This is a genomic window from Streptomyces durocortorensis (assembly GCF_031760065.1).
Taxonomy (GTDB): domain Bacteria; phylum Actinomycetota; class Actinomycetes; order Streptomycetales; family Streptomycetaceae; genus Streptomyces.
This window is the reverse complement of the sequence record NZ_CP134500.1, coordinates 4,681,855-4,699,030: the sequence shown is the minus strand read 5'-3', so window position 1 is coordinate 4,699,030 and position 17,176 is coordinate 4,681,855. Positions and strand designations below refer to the sequence as shown.

General features: G+C 70.5%; 12 protein-coding genes and 1 pseudogene. 1 reads left to right on the top strand and 12 read right to left on the bottom strand.

What is annotated here, in order from left to right:
- Window positions 1-138: 138 nt before the first annotated feature.
- Window positions 139-3,441 (top strand): S8 family peptidase, encoded by a 3,303-nt coding sequence (locus RI138_RS21030; protein ID WP_449343298.1) that lies wholly within the window; start codon window positions 139-141, stop codon window positions 3,439-3,441.
- 100 nt (window positions 3,442-3,541) lie between these two features.
- Here the strand turns inward: RI138_RS21030 and RI138_RS21025 are convergent, their stop codons facing one another.
- The 12 genes and pseudogenes from RI138_RS21025 to RI138_RS20970 all read right to left on the bottom strand — a co-directional run bounded on the left by RI138_RS21025 (window position 3,542) and on the right by RI138_RS20970 (window position 17,138).
- On the bottom strand, window positions 3,542-4,132 hold the full coding sequence (locus RI138_RS21025; protein ID WP_311121158.1) for a Uma2 family endonuclease: 591 nt from the start codon (window positions 4,130-4,132) through the stop codon (window positions 3,542-3,544).
- Between the two features lie 259 nt (window positions 4,133-4,391).
- Window positions 4,392-5,669, bottom strand: a complete 1,278-nt coding sequence (locus RI138_RS21020) for a thymidine phosphorylase (RefSeq protein WP_096623530.1) — start codon at window positions 5,667-5,669, stop codon at window positions 4,392-4,394.
- A gap of 120 nt (window positions 5,670-5,789) precedes the next feature.
- Window positions 5,790-6,188: a cytidine deaminase gene (locus RI138_RS21015; protein WP_096623528.1), complete on the bottom strand. Its 399-nt coding sequence runs from the start codon at window positions 6,186-6,188 to the stop codon at window positions 5,790-5,792.
- Window positions 6,185-7,447: an ABC transporter permease gene (locus tag RI138_RS21010; RefSeq protein WP_311121157.1), complete on the bottom strand. Its 1,263-nt coding sequence runs from the start codon at window positions 7,445-7,447 to the stop codon at window positions 6,185-6,187. Before RI138_RS21010 ends, RI138_RS21015 begins: the two co-directional genes overlap by 4 nt.
- Window positions 7,444-8,562 (bottom strand): ABC transporter permease, encoded by a 1,119-nt coding sequence (locus RI138_RS21005; protein ID WP_311121156.1) that lies wholly within the window; start codon window positions 8,560-8,562, stop codon window positions 7,444-7,446. The genes RI138_RS21010 and RI138_RS21005 overlap by 4 nt, the downstream gene beginning before the upstream one ends.
- Window positions 8,559-10,142, bottom strand: coding sequence for an ABC transporter ATP-binding protein (locus RI138_RS21000; RefSeq protein WP_311122960.1), 1,584 nt, complete (start codon window positions 10,140-10,142; stop codon window positions 8,559-8,561). The genes RI138_RS21005 and RI138_RS21000 overlap by 4 nt, the downstream gene beginning before the upstream one ends.
- Before the next feature lie 419 nt (window positions 10,143-10,561).
- Window positions 10,562-11,608: a BMP family lipoprotein gene (locus RI138_RS20995; protein ID WP_311121155.1), complete on the bottom strand. Its 1,047-nt coding sequence runs from the start codon at window positions 11,606-11,608 to the stop codon at window positions 10,562-10,564.
- Between the two features lie 195 nt (window positions 11,609-11,803).
- A complete protein-coding gene (locus RI138_RS20990; RefSeq protein WP_311122959.1) occupies window positions 11,804-13,045 on the bottom strand; it encodes an amidohydrolase in 1,242 nt (413 codons plus the stop codon).
- Window positions 13,046-13,340: 295 nt separating this feature from the next.
- Window positions 13,341-13,595: pseudogene (locus RI138_RS20985) on the bottom strand (helix-turn-helix domain-containing protein); the annotation flags it as partial.
- Window positions 13,596-13,909: 314 nt separating this feature from the next.
- The gene (locus RI138_RS20980; protein WP_311121154.1) at window positions 13,910-14,941 is read right to left on the bottom strand and encodes a hypothetical protein; all 1,032 of its coding nucleotides are present in this window, start codon (window positions 14,939-14,941) and stop codon (window positions 13,910-13,912) included.
- A gap of 10 nt (window positions 14,942-14,951) precedes the next feature.
- Window positions 14,952-15,884 (bottom strand): N-acetylneuraminate synthase family protein, encoded by a 933-nt coding sequence (locus tag RI138_RS20975; RefSeq protein WP_096623508.1) that lies wholly within the window; start codon window positions 15,882-15,884, stop codon window positions 14,952-14,954.
- A gap of 12 nt (window positions 15,885-15,896) precedes the next feature.
- Window positions 15,897-17,138 carry an acylneuraminate cytidylyltransferase gene (locus RI138_RS20970; protein ID WP_311121153.1) on the bottom strand — a complete coding sequence of 414 codons (1,242 nt, stop codon included), beginning with the start codon at window positions 17,136-17,138 and terminating at the stop codon, window positions 15,897-15,899.
- Window positions 17,139-17,176 lie beyond the last annotated feature (38 nt).

Below are 17,176 nucleotides of genomic sequence, written 5' to 3'. Positions count from 1 at the left end.
TGAACCGGCGGCCGCACCCGTCGCTACTCCTGTGGGCCTGCGGACCGACGGCACGAAGAACCATCGAGTTCTCCAGGGGGAGAGTTGCGCAGACACGTGAGAAACGCGTGCATACCCGCGGTCGCCACAGCGGCCGCCGTGGCACTGGCGGCCGGCATGGTCAGCCCTGCCGTCGCCCAGCCGGACCCGAGGGGGACGACCGGCATCCGTGCGCAGGCCCAGGACCGGGAGCTGCACCATCTGACCCTCATCACCGGTGACCGGGTCAGCGTGGACGCCAAGGGCCGGCCGGTCTCCTTCCGGCCGGCGAAGGGCCGGGAGCACATCCCGGTCCAGCGGATGAGCAACGAGGGACACACCCTCGTCATCCCGGCCGACGCCCACCGGCTGATCGTCTCCGGCAAGCTCGACCGGCGGCTCTTCGACGTCACCGAGCTGAGCCGGCCGGAGAACCTGCGGGCCCAGCGGGACGGTCTGAAGCTGATCGTCGGCTACCGGGGCAAGCAGACCTCCGCGGCGAAGGCGCAGGTCCGCGACGCGGGCGGCACCGAGGTCGGCCGGAGCCTGAAGTCGCTGAACGCCGAGTCGGTGACCACGCCGACCGCCGACGCGCCGGACATCTGGAAGGCGCTCACCGAGCGTCGCTCCGGGGGCGAGCGGGTGACCACCGCCGCAGGCGTCGACCGGGTCTGGCTGGACGGCGTGCGCCGGGCGAGCCTGGACCGGAGTGTGGGGCAGATCGGCGCCCCGAAGGCCTGGCAGGCCGGGTTCACCGGCAAGGGCGTCAAGATCGCGGTCCTGGACACCGGGACGGACACCACCCACCCCGACCTCAAGGGTCAGATCCTGGCGTCGAAGAACTTCAGCGCGTCCGAGGACCTCAAGGACCGGGTCGGCCACGGCACGCACGTCGCCTCGATCGCGGCGGGCACCGGCGCCAAGTCGGGCGGCAGGTTCAAGGGCGTGGCACCGGACGCCAAGCTGCTCTCGGGCAAGGTGCTGGACGACGAGGGCTACGGCGAGGACTCCGGCATCCTGGCCGGAATGGAGTGGGCGGTCGCCCAGGGCGCCGACATCGTCAACCTGAGCCTCGGCGGCCCCGACACCCCGGAGGTGGACCCGCTGGAGGCGGCGGTCGACAAGCTGTCGGCCGAGAAGGGCGTCCTGTTCGCGATCGCCGCGGGCAACGAGGGCGACGGCGCGGGCACGGTCGGCTCGCCGGGCAGCGCGGACGCCGCGCTGACCGTGGGCGCGGTCGACGACAAGGACCGGCTGGCGGAGTTCTCCAGCCGTGGTCCGCGGATCGGTGACGGTGCGATCAAGCCGGATGTGACGGCCCCCGGCGTGGACACCACGGCGGCCGTTCCGCCCGGTTCGGCGATCGCCCGGGAGGTGGGCGAGAAGCCCGCCGGTTACGCCACCATCTCGGGTACGTCGATGGCCACCCCGCATGTCGCGGGCGCGGCCGCCCTGCTCAAGCAGCAGCACCCGGACTGGTCGTACACGGAGCTGAAGGGCGCGCTGACCGCGTCCACCAAGGCCGGTGCGTACCACCCGTTCCAGCAGGGTTCCGGCCGGATCGCGGTGGACCGTGCGATCGCCCAGAGCGTCGTGGCCGAGCCGGTCTCGGTGAGCTTCGGTGTGCAGCAGTGGCCGCACACCGACGACGTCCCGGTCACCGAGAAGGTGACGTACCGCAATCTCGGTACGAGCGACGTCACCCTCGATCTGAAGGTGACGGGCACGGGTCCGACGGGCAAGCCCGCCCCGGCAGGCTTCTTCACCCTCGGCACGGACAAGGTCACCGTGCCCGCGGGCGGCACCGCCGAGGCGACGCTGACCGCCGACACCCGCATCGGCGGCACGGCGGACGGCATCTACTCCGCGTACGTGGTGGCGACCGGCGGCGGGCAGACCGTGCGCACGGCGGCCGCCGTCGAGCGTGAGGTCGAGAGCTACGACCTCACCGTCAAGCACCTCGGGCGCGACGGCCGTCCGGCGCCCTACGCGGAGAGCATGCTCTACGGCTTCGACGACAAGGCCGGCGGCTCGTTCCTGAGTCCGCGGGTCGTCGACGGCACGGCGAAGATCCGGGTGCCCAAGGGCACGTACGTGGTCAACTCCACGGTCTACGGCCACCCGGAGGACTTCACCAAGGGCGTCGACTGGATCGCCCAGCCGAAGATCACGGTCGCCAAGAACACCTCGCTGACGTTCGACGCCCGCAAGGCGAAGCCGGTGTCCTTCAGGTTCCCGGCCAAGAAGGCGAAGGCGTGGACGTTCACGCCCGACTACTCCGTCCAGTCGAAGAACGACCAGGTCTCCTTCGGCTGGCTGATGGACTCCCCGGCGCACTTCCGCACGCTGCACGCGGGCCCGAAGATCACCGACGGTTCGCTCGCCCAGCACTGGACGGGCACCTGGACCACGAACGCGTCCACGCAGTACGACGTCGCGGTCGGCGGCAAGGTCAAGCAGCTGGCGACCGGCTACCAGCGGAAGTTCACCGCGGGCAGCCTGGCCAAGGTGAAGGTCGCCATGGGGGCGAGCGCGCCGAAGAAGAAGGGCGCGATCGGTGCCTGGGGGGTCCTGCCCACGTCGGGCGGCGGCTGGATCACCGCGGTCGAGCAGAAGCTGCCGGGCACCCGCACGCTGTACGTCACCACTGCCGACAAGGTGCGGTGGACGCTCGACTTCAGCCAGCTGGGCCCCGCCGACGCGGACGGCTTCTCGACCTACGAGGCCGACTACGTGATCGGCGAAATGGCCGCGTACAAGGCGGGCAGGACGTACTCCAGGACCGTGAACACCCCGGTGTTCGGGCCGCTGGTGAACAAGCGGTTCGGCATCACCCGTGAGGGCGACCTGCTCGGCGGATCGCTCCCGCTGCTGGCCGACGGCCGGGGCAACCCGGGCTCGCAGGCGCTCTCGTCGGTCAAGACCGTCCTGTACCGCAACGGCAAGAAGTTCGGTCAGAACAACGACCCGCTCACCGGCTGGGAGCCCTTCAAGGTGCCGGCCGGCGCAGCGAAGTACAAGCTGTCGACCTCGGTCAGGCACAGCGCGAAGATCAGCCCGCTCTCCACCCGGGTGGACGCGTCCTGGACGTTCCGCTCCAAGAAGACCGGCTTCACCATGCTGCCGGTCTCCACGGTCCGGTTCACCCCGGCCGTGGGCGTCGACGGTCGGGCAAAGGCGGGCAAGACCGTCTCCGTCCCGGTCAAGGTGCACGGCGCGGCCGCGGGCAAGAACCTGAAGTCGCTGAAGACGTACGTCAGTTACAACGGCGGCAAGACCTGGAAGAAGGTCACGGTCAAGAAGGGGAGGATCACCGTCAAGAACCCGGCGAAGGGCAAGGCGATCTCCTTCTCCGCCACAGTCACCGACAAGAAGGGCAACATCTCGTCGGTGAAGATCTACAGCGCGTACCTGGGCAAGTGACAGGCACTCACGTGCAGTTCGGGTAGTTCACCCTCAGGGTGCCCTGCACGACTGCGGCCCGCCGCACGGAACCCCTTCCGCGCGGCGGGCCGTTCGTGCGTCAGCTGACCGGGAGGACGCCGGTGTCCACAACCAGCTCGAACGGCGCGGGGAGCGTCAGCTTCCGTCCGTACTCGACCGTTTCCAGGACCCGGTACGTGCCGCCCTCCGGCTCTCCGTAGAGCGTCGCGGTCGGGCGGCCGGAGTGCCAGGGGTCAAGGAGCAGGAACAGCTCCACCCCGGCCTTGGCATAGCCGTTCACCTTGCTGACCCGGTCGTGGTTGGCGTTGGCGCGGGAGGTGATCTCCACGACGAGGCGGGCTTCCTCGGCGGGGACGGTGTGCCCCGGGCCGGAGGCCGTGGCGCGGTCCACGACCACAAGGTCGGGGATGTAGATCCCGCCCCGCCCCGGCAGGGCGAGGCCGAGGGTCTGGTAGATCCCCCAGTCCTCCGGGATGACGGTGTAGAGCCTGCGCTGGAGCAGCTCAGCGGTGGTGTTGTGGTCTTTGGAGGGCGGTGGCGACACGGTGACGATCTCCTCGATGATCTCCACCTTGCAGCCCTCGGGTGCGTCCGTCTCCTCCCAGATCCGGACGAGGTCGTCCCAGTCCTGGCCGTGGCCCGGCACGGGGTCGACGGTGAGTGCGCTCATGGCGGTCTCCTCTATCGGTACGTCACCTGGGGCCTTGCGTCCGGATCACGGCGGGCTCGCGGGCCCCGGTGCGCGCATCTGCGGCGTTGTCGTCAATCACCATGGCTCCGCCATGCCTCAATCCTCCGCCTTGCAGCTGCACGCACCGGACCCCGCTCCCTGATCCACCCTGATCCGGACGCAAGGCCCGAGTCCAGCATGCCGAACGGGACCGGTGGCAGTCCACCGGTCCCGTTCACCCGTACGAGGAATCCGCAGGTCAGGCGATACGCTCCCGCACCACCGGGAGCGGCGCGAACGATGTGCCCGCCGGGGCGATGTCGTACGCGTCCGGGAGGGCCTTCAGGGCGTAGTCGAACTTCTCCGGGGTGTCCGTGTGCAGCGTCATCAGGGGCTGGCCCTCGGTGACGGTGTCGCCGGGCTTGGCGTGGAGTTCGACGCCCGCGCCCGCCTGCACCGGGTCCTCCTTGCGGGCCCGGCCCGCGCCCAGGCGCCAGGCGGCGACGCCGACGTCGTAGGCGTCCAGGCGGGTGAGGACGCCGGAGGAGCGCGCGGTCACCACGTGCTGCTCACGGGCGACCGGGAGGGTGGCGTCCGGGTCGCCGCCCTGGGCGGAGATCATCCGGCGCCAGACGTCCATCGCGGAGCCGTCGGCAAGCGCCTTCTCGGGGTCGGCGTCCTTGAGTCCGGCGGCGTCCAGCATCTCGCGGGCGAGCGCGAGGGTGAGGTCGATGACGTCCCTGGGGCCGCCGCCCGCCAGCACCTCGACCGACTCACGTACCTCCAGGGCGTTGCCCGCGGTGAGGCCGAGCGGGGTCGACATGTCGGTGAGCAGGGCCACCGTCCGTACGCCGCTGTCGGTGCCGAGCGCGACCATGGTGGAGGCCAGTTCGCGGGCGTCCTCGATGGTCTTCATGAAGGCGCCGGAACCGACCTTGACGTCCAGGACGAGCGCCCCGGTGCCCTCGGCGATCTTCTTGGACATGATCGAGCTGGCGATCAGCGGGATGGCCTCCACGGTGCCGGTGACGTCGCGCAGCGCGTACAGCTTCTTGTCGGCCGGGGCCAGCCCGTCACCGGCGGCGCAGATGACCGCGCCGGTGGTGTCCAGGACGTTCAGCATCTCCTCGTTCGAGAGGTGGGCGCGCCAGCCGGGGATGGACTCCAGCTTGTCCAGGGTGCCGCCGGTGTGGCCGAGGCCCCGGCCGCTGAGCTGCGGCACGGCCGCGCCGCAGGCGGCGACGAGCGGGGCCAGCGGCAGGGTGATCTTGTCGCCGACGCCGCCGGTGGAGTGCTTGTCGGTGGTGGGGCGGGAGAGCGCGTCGAAGTTCATCCGCTCGCCGGAGGCGATCATCGCGGCGGTCCAGCGGGCGATCTCGGTGCGGTTCATGCCGTTGAGCAGGATCGCCATGGCGAGGGCGGACATCTGCTCGTCGGCGACCTCGCCGCGGGTGTACGCGTCGATGACCCAGTCGATCTGCTCGGGGGTCAGCTCGCCTCGGTCCCGCTTGGTGCGGATGACGGAGATGGCGTCCATGGGAATCCTTCCGGCCGGTGCGTACGCAGGGTCCTGCCGACTCTACGCGCATAGAGAGGGGGAGAGGGGAAAGGCGGTGGCCCTTCCACGAGGGGAAGAGCCACCGCCGGGGGTTGCGGTTCAGCCGAGGTGCTGCGGGCCGAACGACTGCGGCAGCATGGCATCCAGCGTGCGTCGGCCGTCCGGCGTCTCCAGCAGCAGCTCCGGTCCGCCGAACTCGTACAGCAGCTGCCTGCACCGGCCGCACGGCACCAGGATCGCCCCGGTGCCGTCCACGCAGGTGAAGTGGGTCAGTCGGCCGCCGCCGGTGGCCTGGAGCTGGGAGACCAGACCGCACTCGGCGCAGAGCGAGAGACCGTACGACGCGTTCTCCACGTTGCAGCCGGTGACCGTGCGGCCGTCGTCGACCCGGGCGGCCACACCGACCGGGAAGCCCGAGTAGGGGGCGTACGCACGGGACATGGCGTCCCGTGCGGCCTCCCGCAGAGCCTCCCAGTCGGACTCGCCGAACGAGGTCACTTGCCCTCGCCCTTGCGGTACGGCATGCCGTTGGCCTTCGGCATCCGCAGCCGCTGCGCGGATAGCGAGAGGACCAGCAGCGTGGTGACGTACGGAGCGGCGTCGACGAACTGGCTCGGCACCTGGTCGGTCAGGAAGTACCAGGTGAACAGCAGCGCCGAGACGACCGCCGCGATCGCCGCGGAGACGTACTTCTTCTTGTACAGCTGCCAGAGCACCGCGATGACCAGCAGGATCGCCAGCAGGAGCAGCATCGCGTGGACGTTCTCCGCGCCGCCGCGCAGCTTGAGGCTGTCGGTGAAGCCGAAGAGCCCGGCTCCCAGCGCCATGCCGCCCGGCATCCAGTTACCGAAGATCATCGCGGCGAGGCCGATGTAGCCGCGGCCGCCGGTCTGGCCCTCCTGGTAGATGCCGGTGGCGACGATCGCGAGGAACGCGCCGCCGAGGCCCGCCAGACCGCCGGAGACGGTGACGGCGATGTACTTGTACTTGTACACGTTGACGCCGAGGGTCTCGGCGGCCGTGGGGCTCTCGCCGCAGGAGCGCAGCCGCAGCCCGAACGGGGTGCGCCACAGAATCCACCAGGTGGCGGGGATCAGCAGCAGGGCGACGACGGTGAGCAGGGACAGGCCGGTGACGAGCCCGCCGATGATGCCCGCGAGGTCGGAGATCAGGAACCAGTGCTGTTGTTGCAGGTCCTGCATCCAGTCCGACAGCCCCGGAACGGTGATCCTGTCGATCGGGTCGATGCGCGGGGACTGCTTGGAGGAGCCGCCCTGGACGCCGTCGAAGGCGAAGTTGGAGAGGTAGCGGGTGACTCCGACGGCGAGGATGTTGATGGCCACACCGGAGACGATGTGGTTCACGCCGAAGGTGACGGTGATGACCGCGTGCAGCAGGCCGCCGAGGCAGCCGCCGAGGATGCCGAAGAGGACACCCACCCACGGGCCCCACTGGAACCCGGCCCAGGCCCCGAACCAGGTGCCGAGGATCATCATGCCTTCGAGGCCGATGTTGATGACGCCCGCGCGCTCGGCCCACAGGCCGCCGAGTCCGGCGAGGCCGATCGGGACGGCGAGTGCCAGGGCGCCGCGGACCTGGCCGACCGAGGTGATGTCGTTGGCGCCGCTGATGAGGCGGACCAGCGAGACCAGGGCGAGCGCGCCCGCGATGATCAGCAGGACGACGGGCAGGGAGAGCTTGCGGCGGCCGCCCTTCAGAGGGGCGGGGCGTGCGGCGATGGTTTTGCTGGTGCTCACAGGGCCGCCTCCTTCTCGGTCGTGAGGGCGTGTCCGGCGGCGAGCTCCTCGCCGACCTTCTGCTGCTGGCGGCGGATGCCGTAACGGCGGACCAGCTCGTAGGAGACGACGACCGAGATCACGATCAGGCCCTGCATGATCGTCGCGATCTCCTTCTCGTACCCGTACTGGTCGAGCGAGGCCGAGGACTTGTCCAGGAACGCGATCAGCAGGGCGCTGAGGGCGATGCCGAGCGGGTTGTTCCGGCCCAGCAGCGCGATGGTGATGCCGGTGAAGCCGATGCCCGTGGGGAAGTCGAGGCTGTAGGTGTGGGTGTCGCCGAGCAGCGTCGGCATCCCCGCCAGGCCCGCGACCGCGCCGGAGATCAGCATCGAGGTGAGGATCATCTTCTTGGCGTCCACACCGGATGCCTGGGCGGCGCTCTCACTGGCGCCGGTGGCACGCAGGTCGAAGCCGAACCGGGTGTGGTTCAGCACGAACCAGTACAGGACGCCGCAGCCGGCGGCGACGAAGGTGAAGCCGTAGATCTCTCCGGCCAGGTCGCCCATCGGCAGCCCCGGGAACCAGCCGGACTCCGCGATCTCACCGGTGGTGAGGTTGTTGGAGCCGGGCGGCTGCTCGCCGAAGTTCTTCGGCAGGATCAGCCAGGCGACCAGCGCGGTGGCGATCGAGTTGAGCATGATCGTCGAGACGACCTCGCTCACCCCGCGGGTGGTCTTGAGGAAGCCCGCGATGCCGGCCCAGAACGCGCCCACGAGCATCGCGACGATCACGATCAGCGCGATGTGCAGCGGCCCCGGCAGGGTGACGCTCGCGCCGACCAGCGCGGCCACCATGGCGGCGAGGCGGTACTGCCCGTCGACGCCGATGTTGAACAGGTTCATCCGGAAGCCGACGGCCACCGCGAGTGCGGCGAGGTAGTACGTACCGGCCTGGTTGACGATCAGGACCTGTACGTCGGCGTAACTGGCCGACTCGAACATGATCCGGTACGGCTCGAAGGGGTTCTGCCCGGACGCGAGCAGCACCACGGTCGTCAGCACGAGGGCGACGACCAGGGCGAGCACCGGGCCGGCGAAGCCCAGGATCAGCCGGTCCTTGTCGAATTTCTTCATCGGGCCTCGTCCTCCGGGCTTTCGAGGTGACCGGTGGCGGCGCCGGTCATGGCCGTGCCCAGTTCCTCCGGGGTGATGGTGGCCGGGTCGGCGTCGGCGACCAGTCGGCCGCGGTACATGACGCGCAGGGTGTCGGAGAGCCCGATCAGCTCGTCCAGGTCGGCCGAGATCAGCAGGACGGCGAGTCCTTCGCGGCGCGCCTCGCGGATCTGGTCCCAGATCTGGGCCTGCGCGCCGACGTCCACACCGCGGGTGGGGTGGGCGGCGATCAGGAACTTGGGGGCGTGGCTCATCTCGCGGCCGACGATCAGCTTCTGCTGGTTGCCGCCGGAGAGCGAGGCCGCGGTGACGTCGATGCCGGGGGTGCGCACGTCGTACTCGCGCACGATGCGCTCGGTGTCGGTGCGGGCGGCCTTGTTGTCCAGCAGCCAGCCGCGGCTGTTGGGCTTCTCGGTGACGTGGCCGAGGATGCGGTTCTCCCACAGCGGGGCGTTCAGCAGGACGCCGTGGCGGTGGCGGTCCTCGGGGATGTACCCGATACCGGACTCGCGCCGCTTGCGGGTGGGGGCGTGCGAGATGTCGTCCGTGTCGAGGGTGATCACCCCGGCGTCCGGGTCGCGCATGCCGATCAGGGCCTCGATGAGCTCGGTCTGGCCGTTGCCCTCGACTCCGGCGATCCCGAGGACCTCGCCCTGGTGGATGGTGAAGTCGATGCCCGCGAGCACGTCGCGGACGGTGCCGTCGGGGTCGGTGACGGTGAGTGCGAGGTCCTGCACGCGCAGCATCGGTACGTCGGTGACGGTGGACTCGCGGGTCTCCGGCGAGGGCAGCTCGCTGCCGACCATCAGCTCGGCGAGCTGCTTGGTCGTGGTGGTGGCCGGGTCGGCGGTGCCCACCGTCGTACCGCGGCGGATCACCGTGATCTCGTCGGCGACCGAGAGCACCTCGCCCAGCTTGTGCGAGATGAAGATGACGGTCAGGCCCTCGGCCTTGAGCTCGCGCAGGTTGGCGAAGAGCGCGTCGACCTCCTGCGGCACGAGGACCGCGGTCGGCTCGTCCAGGATCAGGATGCGGGCGCCGCGGTAGAGGACCTTGAGGATCTCCACGCGCTGCCGGTCGGCGACCCCGAGGTCCTCCACGAGCGCGTCGGGCCGGATGCCGAGCCCGTACGCGTCGGAGATCTCCTTGATCTTCTTACGGGCGCCGGCGCCGATGCCGTACAGCTGCTCGCCGCCGAGGACGACGTTCTCCAGCACGGTGAAGTTGTCGGCGAGCATGAAGTGCTGGTGCACCATGCCGATGCCGCGCTCGATGGCGTCGCCCGGATTGGAGAACGAGACCTGCTCGCCGTCGATCGCGATGGTGCCCTCGTCCGGCTTCTGCATGCCGTAGAGGATCTTCATCAGGGTGGACTTGCCGGCACCGTTCTCACCGACGAGGGCGTGGACGGTGCCCTTGCCGATGGTGATGTCGATGTCGTGGTTGGCGACGACGCCGGGGAAGCGCTTGGTGATGCCGTGCAGTTCTACGGCAGGGGGGCTGCTGGACGCGTTGATGACGCACTCTCCTTGGCCGGACAGGAGCGGGGGCGGAGGGGCTGAGGGGGCTGAGGGGCTGTCGGAGGCCCCCTGGGGGCGGGGGTGAAGTTATCGCGCCGGAGAGCTGTCTACACGCGTAGCGCTGCCGAATCGTGAAACACGGGTGCACATCGCGGCCCGGACGCGGGTTCGGGCCGGGTGGGAGAGCACTGCGAGAGGCGGATCTTCTTCGGGTGTCGGGTTCCGCGCGGGTCGCCGCGGAGGTTTCGGTGAAACCCCCGGACGGCGGATGCGGAGGCGGGGCCGGTCCGCGGCCCTGCCCGTGCGCCGCGGCGGCGGAAGCCGAGCGGCGTACGGGCAGGGCCTGGGAAACCGGCCGGGGTGACGGCGCGGGGGCCGTCGGGACCCGAGGCCCTGGCTGGGCCGTCGGGCTCAGGGGGTGCCGGGCACCCCCTGGCGCCTTACGGAGCGGACTTGACGGTGATCTTGCCGTCGATGATGTCCTGCTTGGCCTTGTCCACGGCGGCGATGACGTCCTTCATCTCGACGAAGGCCGGGTTGGACATCGACAGGGCGACGCCGTTCTTGTCCAGGCCGTAGCGGATCTCACCCGTCTGCGGCTCGCCGTCCTGGACCGACTTGATCAGGTTGAAGACCGCGTCCTCGATGTCCTTCGTGACCGAGGTCAGGATGGACTCCTTGTAGGCCGCGAGGCCCTTCTGCTGGTACTGGTCGGAGTCGACGCCGATGTTCCACTTGCCCGCCTTGGAGACGGCCTCGATGGCACCGGAACCGGCCAGACCGGCGGCCGAGTAGATCACGTCGGCCTTCTTGTCGAGCTGGCCCTGTGCGGCGGCCTTGCCGAGGTCGGGCTTGGAGAAGCCACCGAAGTCCGGCGGCTGCGTCAGGTACTGCGGAAGCACGTTGACCGAGGCGTCGGTGTCCTTGACGCCCTGGACGAAGCCCGCCTCGAACTTCTTGATCAGCGGGGTCTCGACACCGCCGATGAAGCCGACCGTCTTCGACTCGGTGACCTTGGCGGCGGCGACGCCGGCGAGGTAGGAGCCCTGCTCCTCGTTGAAGACGATGTTGGCGATGTTGTCGCCGGTGACCGAGGCGTCGTCGATGATGCCGAAGGTGGTCTTCGGGAACTTCGGCGCGACCTTCTTGATGGCGGGCGCGTAGGCGAAGCCGACGCCGATCACGGGGTTGTTGCCGGAGCGGGCCAGCTCGGTGAGGCGCTGGACCTTGTCCGCGTCTCCCTCGCCGTCGGAAGGCTCGGCCTCGCTGCCCTGGACGTCGAGGTCCTTCTCCGCCTTTTCGAGTCCGGCGTAGGCGGCGTCGTTGAACGACTGGTCGCCACGGCCACCGATGTCGTACGCGATGGCGGCCTTGTCGCCGTCGGAGTCGGAACCGGCGTCCGACGAACTTCCGCCACACGCGGTGACGCTGAGGGCGAGCGCCGCGGACGCAACGCCCGCGGTGGCAATCCTGGTGATCCGGCGCAAGGGAAGGCTCCTTCAAACCTGACCGAAGCGCCTCTTCCGGCGCTGGTTTCGCCGCGATCGTAACGCGCGTAGATGTCAGATAAGAGCACGTACGGAAGCCGTTATCGGATCGTCGCGAACAGAAGGCGCCCACAAGCTGTCCCCGGAGTCCACGAACGGACCACGAAGACTGTGTCAACGCTGCGCCAACGGCTTCTATCGGTTGCTGTCGAGCAGTGCGGCGGCCGTGAACAGCTCGACGCCCACGGTGATGGCCTCTTCGTCCACGTCGAAGTTGCCGCGGTGCAGGTCGAGCCCGCGCGTGTCGCCCGGGGTGCGGACGCCGAGGCGGGCCATCGCGCCGGGCACCCGCTCCAGATACCAGGAGAAGTCCTCGCCGCCGAGGCTCTGCTCGGTGTCCTCGATCGCATACGATCCGCGGCGCTCGGTCATCGCGGCGTCGAGCAGGCCGATGCTCTCGGCGTCGTTCACCACGGGCGGCACCCCGCGCACGTAATTGATCACGGTCTTGGCCCGATGCATTCCGGCCACCTCGTCGATGGCGGCGTGCACCAGGTCGGGGGCCTCGCGCCAGGCGTCCAGATTCAGGCAGCGGACGGTGCCGGACAGCTCGGCGTGCTGCGGGATGACATTGGGCGCGTGCCCGGTCTCCAGCCGCCCCCAGGTCAGCGCGAGCCCGGCGCGGGCGTCGACCCGGCGGGCGAGCAGCGCGGGCACGTCGACGGCGATCCGGGCGGCGGCGGTGACCAGGTCGGTGGTCAGATGCGGCCGGGCGGTGTGCCCGCCAGGCCCGTCGAGCGCGATCTCCAGCCGGTCGCAGGCGGAGGTGATGGCCCCGATCCGCAGCCCGATCCGCCCGACGTCGACCTTCGGGTCGCAGTGCACCCCGATGATCCGCCCGACGCCCTCCAGCACCCCGGACTCGATCGCGTCGACCGCACCGCCGGGCAGGACCTCCTCGGCCGGCTGGAAGATCAGCCGCACGGCGCTGGGCAGCAGCCCCTGCCGGTCGAGCCCGGCGAGCACGAGCCCCGCCCCGAGCACGGCGGTGGTGTGGACGTCGTGCCCGCAGGCGTGCGCCCGGTCCGGCACGGTGGACCGGTAGGGGACGCCCGCCTTGGTGTCCGGGATCGGCAACGCGTCGATGTCGGCCCGCAACGCCAGCATGGGCGTCACCCCGTCCCACTCCCCCACGTCACACATGAGCCCGGTACCCACGGCGAGCACCCGCGGCCTCAGCCCGGCCTTCTCCAGCCGGTCCTTGATGGCCGCGGTGGTACGGAACTCCTGGTTGCCGAGCTCGGGGTGCATGTGCAGATCCCGGCGGAAGGCGATCAGCTCGGCCCGAAGCTCGTCCGGGAGCCGCCCAGGCAGGCCGCCTCCCCCCGGCTGCTCGGCGTCGGGCAGGTCGTGGAGGCGGGAGGCGCGGGACTTCAACTGGTTCACCTTATGAAGCGTAGGCCCCTTGCCCCTTCAACTGGCCACAGATCAACAAAACTTCAGCCGCACAGGCGAACAAAGTTCGGGGGAGGACGTGTGACGCTGGGTGGATTCGGGTATACCGGGTAGTTTCTACGACGGGCTTGAACCGCAGCAGCGGGGCGTATCCACCCGGGTGGCGTGGATACGCCTCGCCCGCGCCCCGCGCCCTGCCCGAACCCACCCGGCCGAACCCGCAGAGGCTCCCGCCCGGCTCGGGGTCGATGCGCCCGCCCCTTCAGCCGTCGGTGGCCTACACCGCCTGGGGAGTTCCAGGAATTCCGAATGACTGTCGAGCGACTTTGTCGTGCGGGGTGAGGCTGATGGTCAGGTCGGCGCCGAAAGCCTGAGCCAGGCGGCGCAGGAGGGAAAGCGTGGGCACGGTCCCGCCGCCTTCGAAGCGGGAGATCCGTGGCTGCTTCACCCCGCACCGTTCGACCAGCTCGGTCTGGGACAGCCCGAGCTCGATGCGCCGGTCGTGGACGAGTTGCCCGAGCTCACGGGCGAGCACGGAGGGGGGCCTGCATGCTTCCGCAAGATCTCGCGTTCCTCCTCCAGCTCGCTGACCTGCTTTCGCAGAGCGACGTTCTCCGCCTCCAGCGGTGTGGGCGGCTCGACCGCCCGGCGCCCCCCAGATCAGCGGCGACCGACCTGATCGTCGCTCCGGGCCGCGACTCGTACAACGCGACCGCGTCTGCCTTGAACTCCGGCGGACAGTGCTTCATGGCCACGGGACATCGGTTCTCCTGGACTCAAGATCCAAGTGCCTCGAATGTTCAAGATCCGGGGTCGAGGCCCGTGAGTCACCTCACCGACGCCCCCTCACATCACCACCGACGGCAGCCGCTGCACCCCCCGAGCCGTCTCCGTGACCCCGCTCAGGAACCCCTGGGCGCGGGGTGAGGCCGTGGCGCGGAGCCATTCCGGGGCGATGTCGCAGACCGCCACCCGGACGCCGGTGCCGGTCAGGGCCAGGGGGAGGGTGTGGACGACCGTGGAGGGGAAGCTGACGATCGTGCGGCCGATGGGGCCTCGGCGGGCGATGAGTTCCAGGGGGAGGTCCGGGCGGACTATCTCCAGGCCGGTGGCCGCCTCCAGGGCGTGGAGCTTTTCGGCGGACTCGCGGCGGTGGGCGAAGTAGCGGGTCGCGCCGTGGGTGCGAGCCAGGGCCGTGACCGCTTCCTGGTACGGGACGGGGTCGACGACGCCCGTTTCGACCAGGGAGGTGCCGACCAGGTCCGCGCCCTTACCGATGCTGGGCGGGCCGAAGCGGGCGCGGGTCCAGGCGAAGGTGTTGGCGGTGACCGCGATGCCGGGCGGAGCCTCGACCGGCATCGCGGTGAACACCTCGACCGTGTGGTTCGCCGACGGGGTGAAGCGGCGGCGGGCGGTGGCGGTGACCGGGGCCAGGAGCAGTTCGCGGGGGCCCGTGCGGCCGCGGCGGTGCCAGCGGGTCAGGCGCTCGCCGCGGGCCAGTTGGGCGACGAACTCCATGGTCGCCGTGCCGTCGTCGACCACCGTGAGGCGGTCGGCCCGGACCAGGGTCAGCAGGAGCTGGACGTAGCGGGAGAACGGGTCGCCGATGACGATGTGGTCCGCGCGTCTGACCAGGCCGGTCAGGGCGCGCAGGGCCTTCAGGGGGGCGCCGGACTCGCCGCGCGCCTCCTGCCAGCGGACCGTGATGCCCTCGTCGCGGGCCAGCTCCGCCATCCGGCGCAGCTGACCGCGCGACATCGGGTCGACCGGGGGGAGGACGACGACCGTGGTGGCGGTCGGGTCGTCTCCCCCCTGGGTGTGAACCCACTCCAGGACGTTCAGGAGCTGGACCGGGCTCTCGACGAAGGCGAGGTTCACCGGTCGGCGCTCAGACCGCGACCGGCTCGGGGGCCGACGCGTTCTCGGCCTCGGCGACGACGCCCGCGACGCGGCGGAGCTTCTTCATCGGGCCGAGCTCGGACTCGTACACCTTCTTGACGCCGTCACCGAGGGAGGCCTCGATGGTGCGGATGTCGCGGACCAGGCGGGTCAGGCCCTGCGGCTCGACGGAGGCGGCCTGGTCGGAGCCCCACATGGCGCGGTCCAGGGTGATGTGGCGCTCGACGAACGTGGCGCCGAGCGCGACGGCGGCCAGCGTGGTCTGGAGGCCCGTCTCGTGGCCGCTGTAGCCGATCGGGACGTTGGGGTACTCCTGCTGGAGGGTGTTGATGACGCGGAGGTTCAGCTCCTCGGCCTTCGCGGGGTACGTCGAAGTGGCGTGGCAGAGCAGGATGTTGTCGCTGCCCAGGACCTCGACCGCGTGCCGGATCTGCTTCGGCGTCGACATGCCGGTGGAGAGGATCACCGTACGGCCGGTGGCGCGCAGGGCGCGCAGCAGCTCGTCGTCGGTGAGGGAGGCGGAGGCCACCTTGTGGGCGGGGACGTCGAACTTCTCCAGGAACGCGACGGCCTCGGTGTCCCACGGGGAGGCGAACCAGTCGATGCCGCGCTTCGCGCAGTGCTCGGAGATGGCGCGGTACTCGTCCTCGCCGAACTCCACGCGGTGGCGGTAGTCGATGTACGTCATCCGGCCCCAGGGGGTGTCGCGCTCGATGTCCCACTGGTCGCGCGGGGTGCAGATCTCCGGGGTGCGCTTCTGGAACTTGACGGCGTCGCAGCCCGCCTCGGCGGCCGCGTCGATCAGCGCGATGGCGTTGTCGAGGTCGCCGTTGTGGTTGATGCCGATCTCGCCCGTGATGTAGACGGGGTTGCCGGGGCCGGCGGTGCGGGTGCCGAACGTGCGCAGGCGGGAGGTGCTCATGGTGGTGCTTCCTTACTTGGTGGGGACGGCAGGGGTGTCGGGGTGTGTAGTCGTGGTGAGGGTGGGACCCAGGAGCCAGGCCGCGATCTCGCGGATGGCGCCGTAGCCGCCGGGGGTGGTCGTGACGGCACGCGCGGCGGCGCGTACCGAGTCGTGGGCGCTCGCGACGGCGACGGGCCAGCCGGCGAGCGAGAAGCAGCCCAGGTCGTTGACGTCGTTGCCGACGTAGAGGACCCGGTCGGGGGCGATGGCGTGCTCGTCGCACCACCGCTTCAGCGCCTCGTCCTTGCGGTCGATGCCGTGCAGGACGGGGACCTGGAGCTTGCGGGCGCGGGCGGCGACGACCGGGTTCTGTTCGGTGGAGAGGATCAGGAGGGGGACCCCCGCCTTGCGCAGGGCGGCGATTCCCAGTCCGTCGCCCCGGTGCACGGCGACGGTCTCGCGGCCCTCGGAGTCGACCATGACCCGGTCGTCGGTCTGGGTGCCGTCGAAGTCCAGGACGACCGCGTCCACGTCCGCCCGGGTGGGCAGCGGCGCGGGGTCCAGGAGCGGGGCGAGCGCGCGGGCGCGGGCCAGGTCGTGCGGGTCGTCGATCTCCAGCACCCGGGCCGGGTCGGTGGGGACCAGGGCGGTGTGGCCGAAGAAGCGGTGGCGGTGGGTGCGGAAGCCCGCCGCGTCCATGGCGTAGGCCGCGCCGGTCTCCAGGTAGTCCTGGGGGCGGTCCTGGCGCCGGGGGCGTACGGACTTGTCGTGGTTGACGCCGTAGGTGCCCTCCTCGACCGCGTGCCCGTCGCGCCAGACGAACCCGTGGAACGTGGCGACGGTGACCGCTGTGTCCGCCCCCTCGTGGACGACGGCCCTGGCCACCCCGTCGATGTCCTCGCGGGAGACGAAGGGGCTGGTGCACTGGACGAGCAGGACCACGTCGACGGTGCGGGCCCGCTCGGCCTCGTACACGTCCAGCGCGTGCAGCACGGCCGCCTCGCTGGTGGCGGTGTCGCCCGCGATCGCCGCGGGGCGCTCCACGCAGTGCAGCCGGTGGGCCGCGCCGAGGTGGGCGGCGGCACTTCGGGCGGCCTCGGCGATGGCCCCGTCGTCGGTGGTGACGACGACGTCGGTGACCTCGGGCGCGCCGAGCGCGGCGCGTACGGCGCGGGCGACCAGGGGGACGCCGCCGACCTCGGCGAGGTTCTTGGCGGGGACGCCCTTGGATCCGCCTCGGGCGGGGATCACGGCGAGGACGGTCGGGGGCATGGCGGCTCCTGATGAGGTGGTCACGGTTCGCCCGGCGG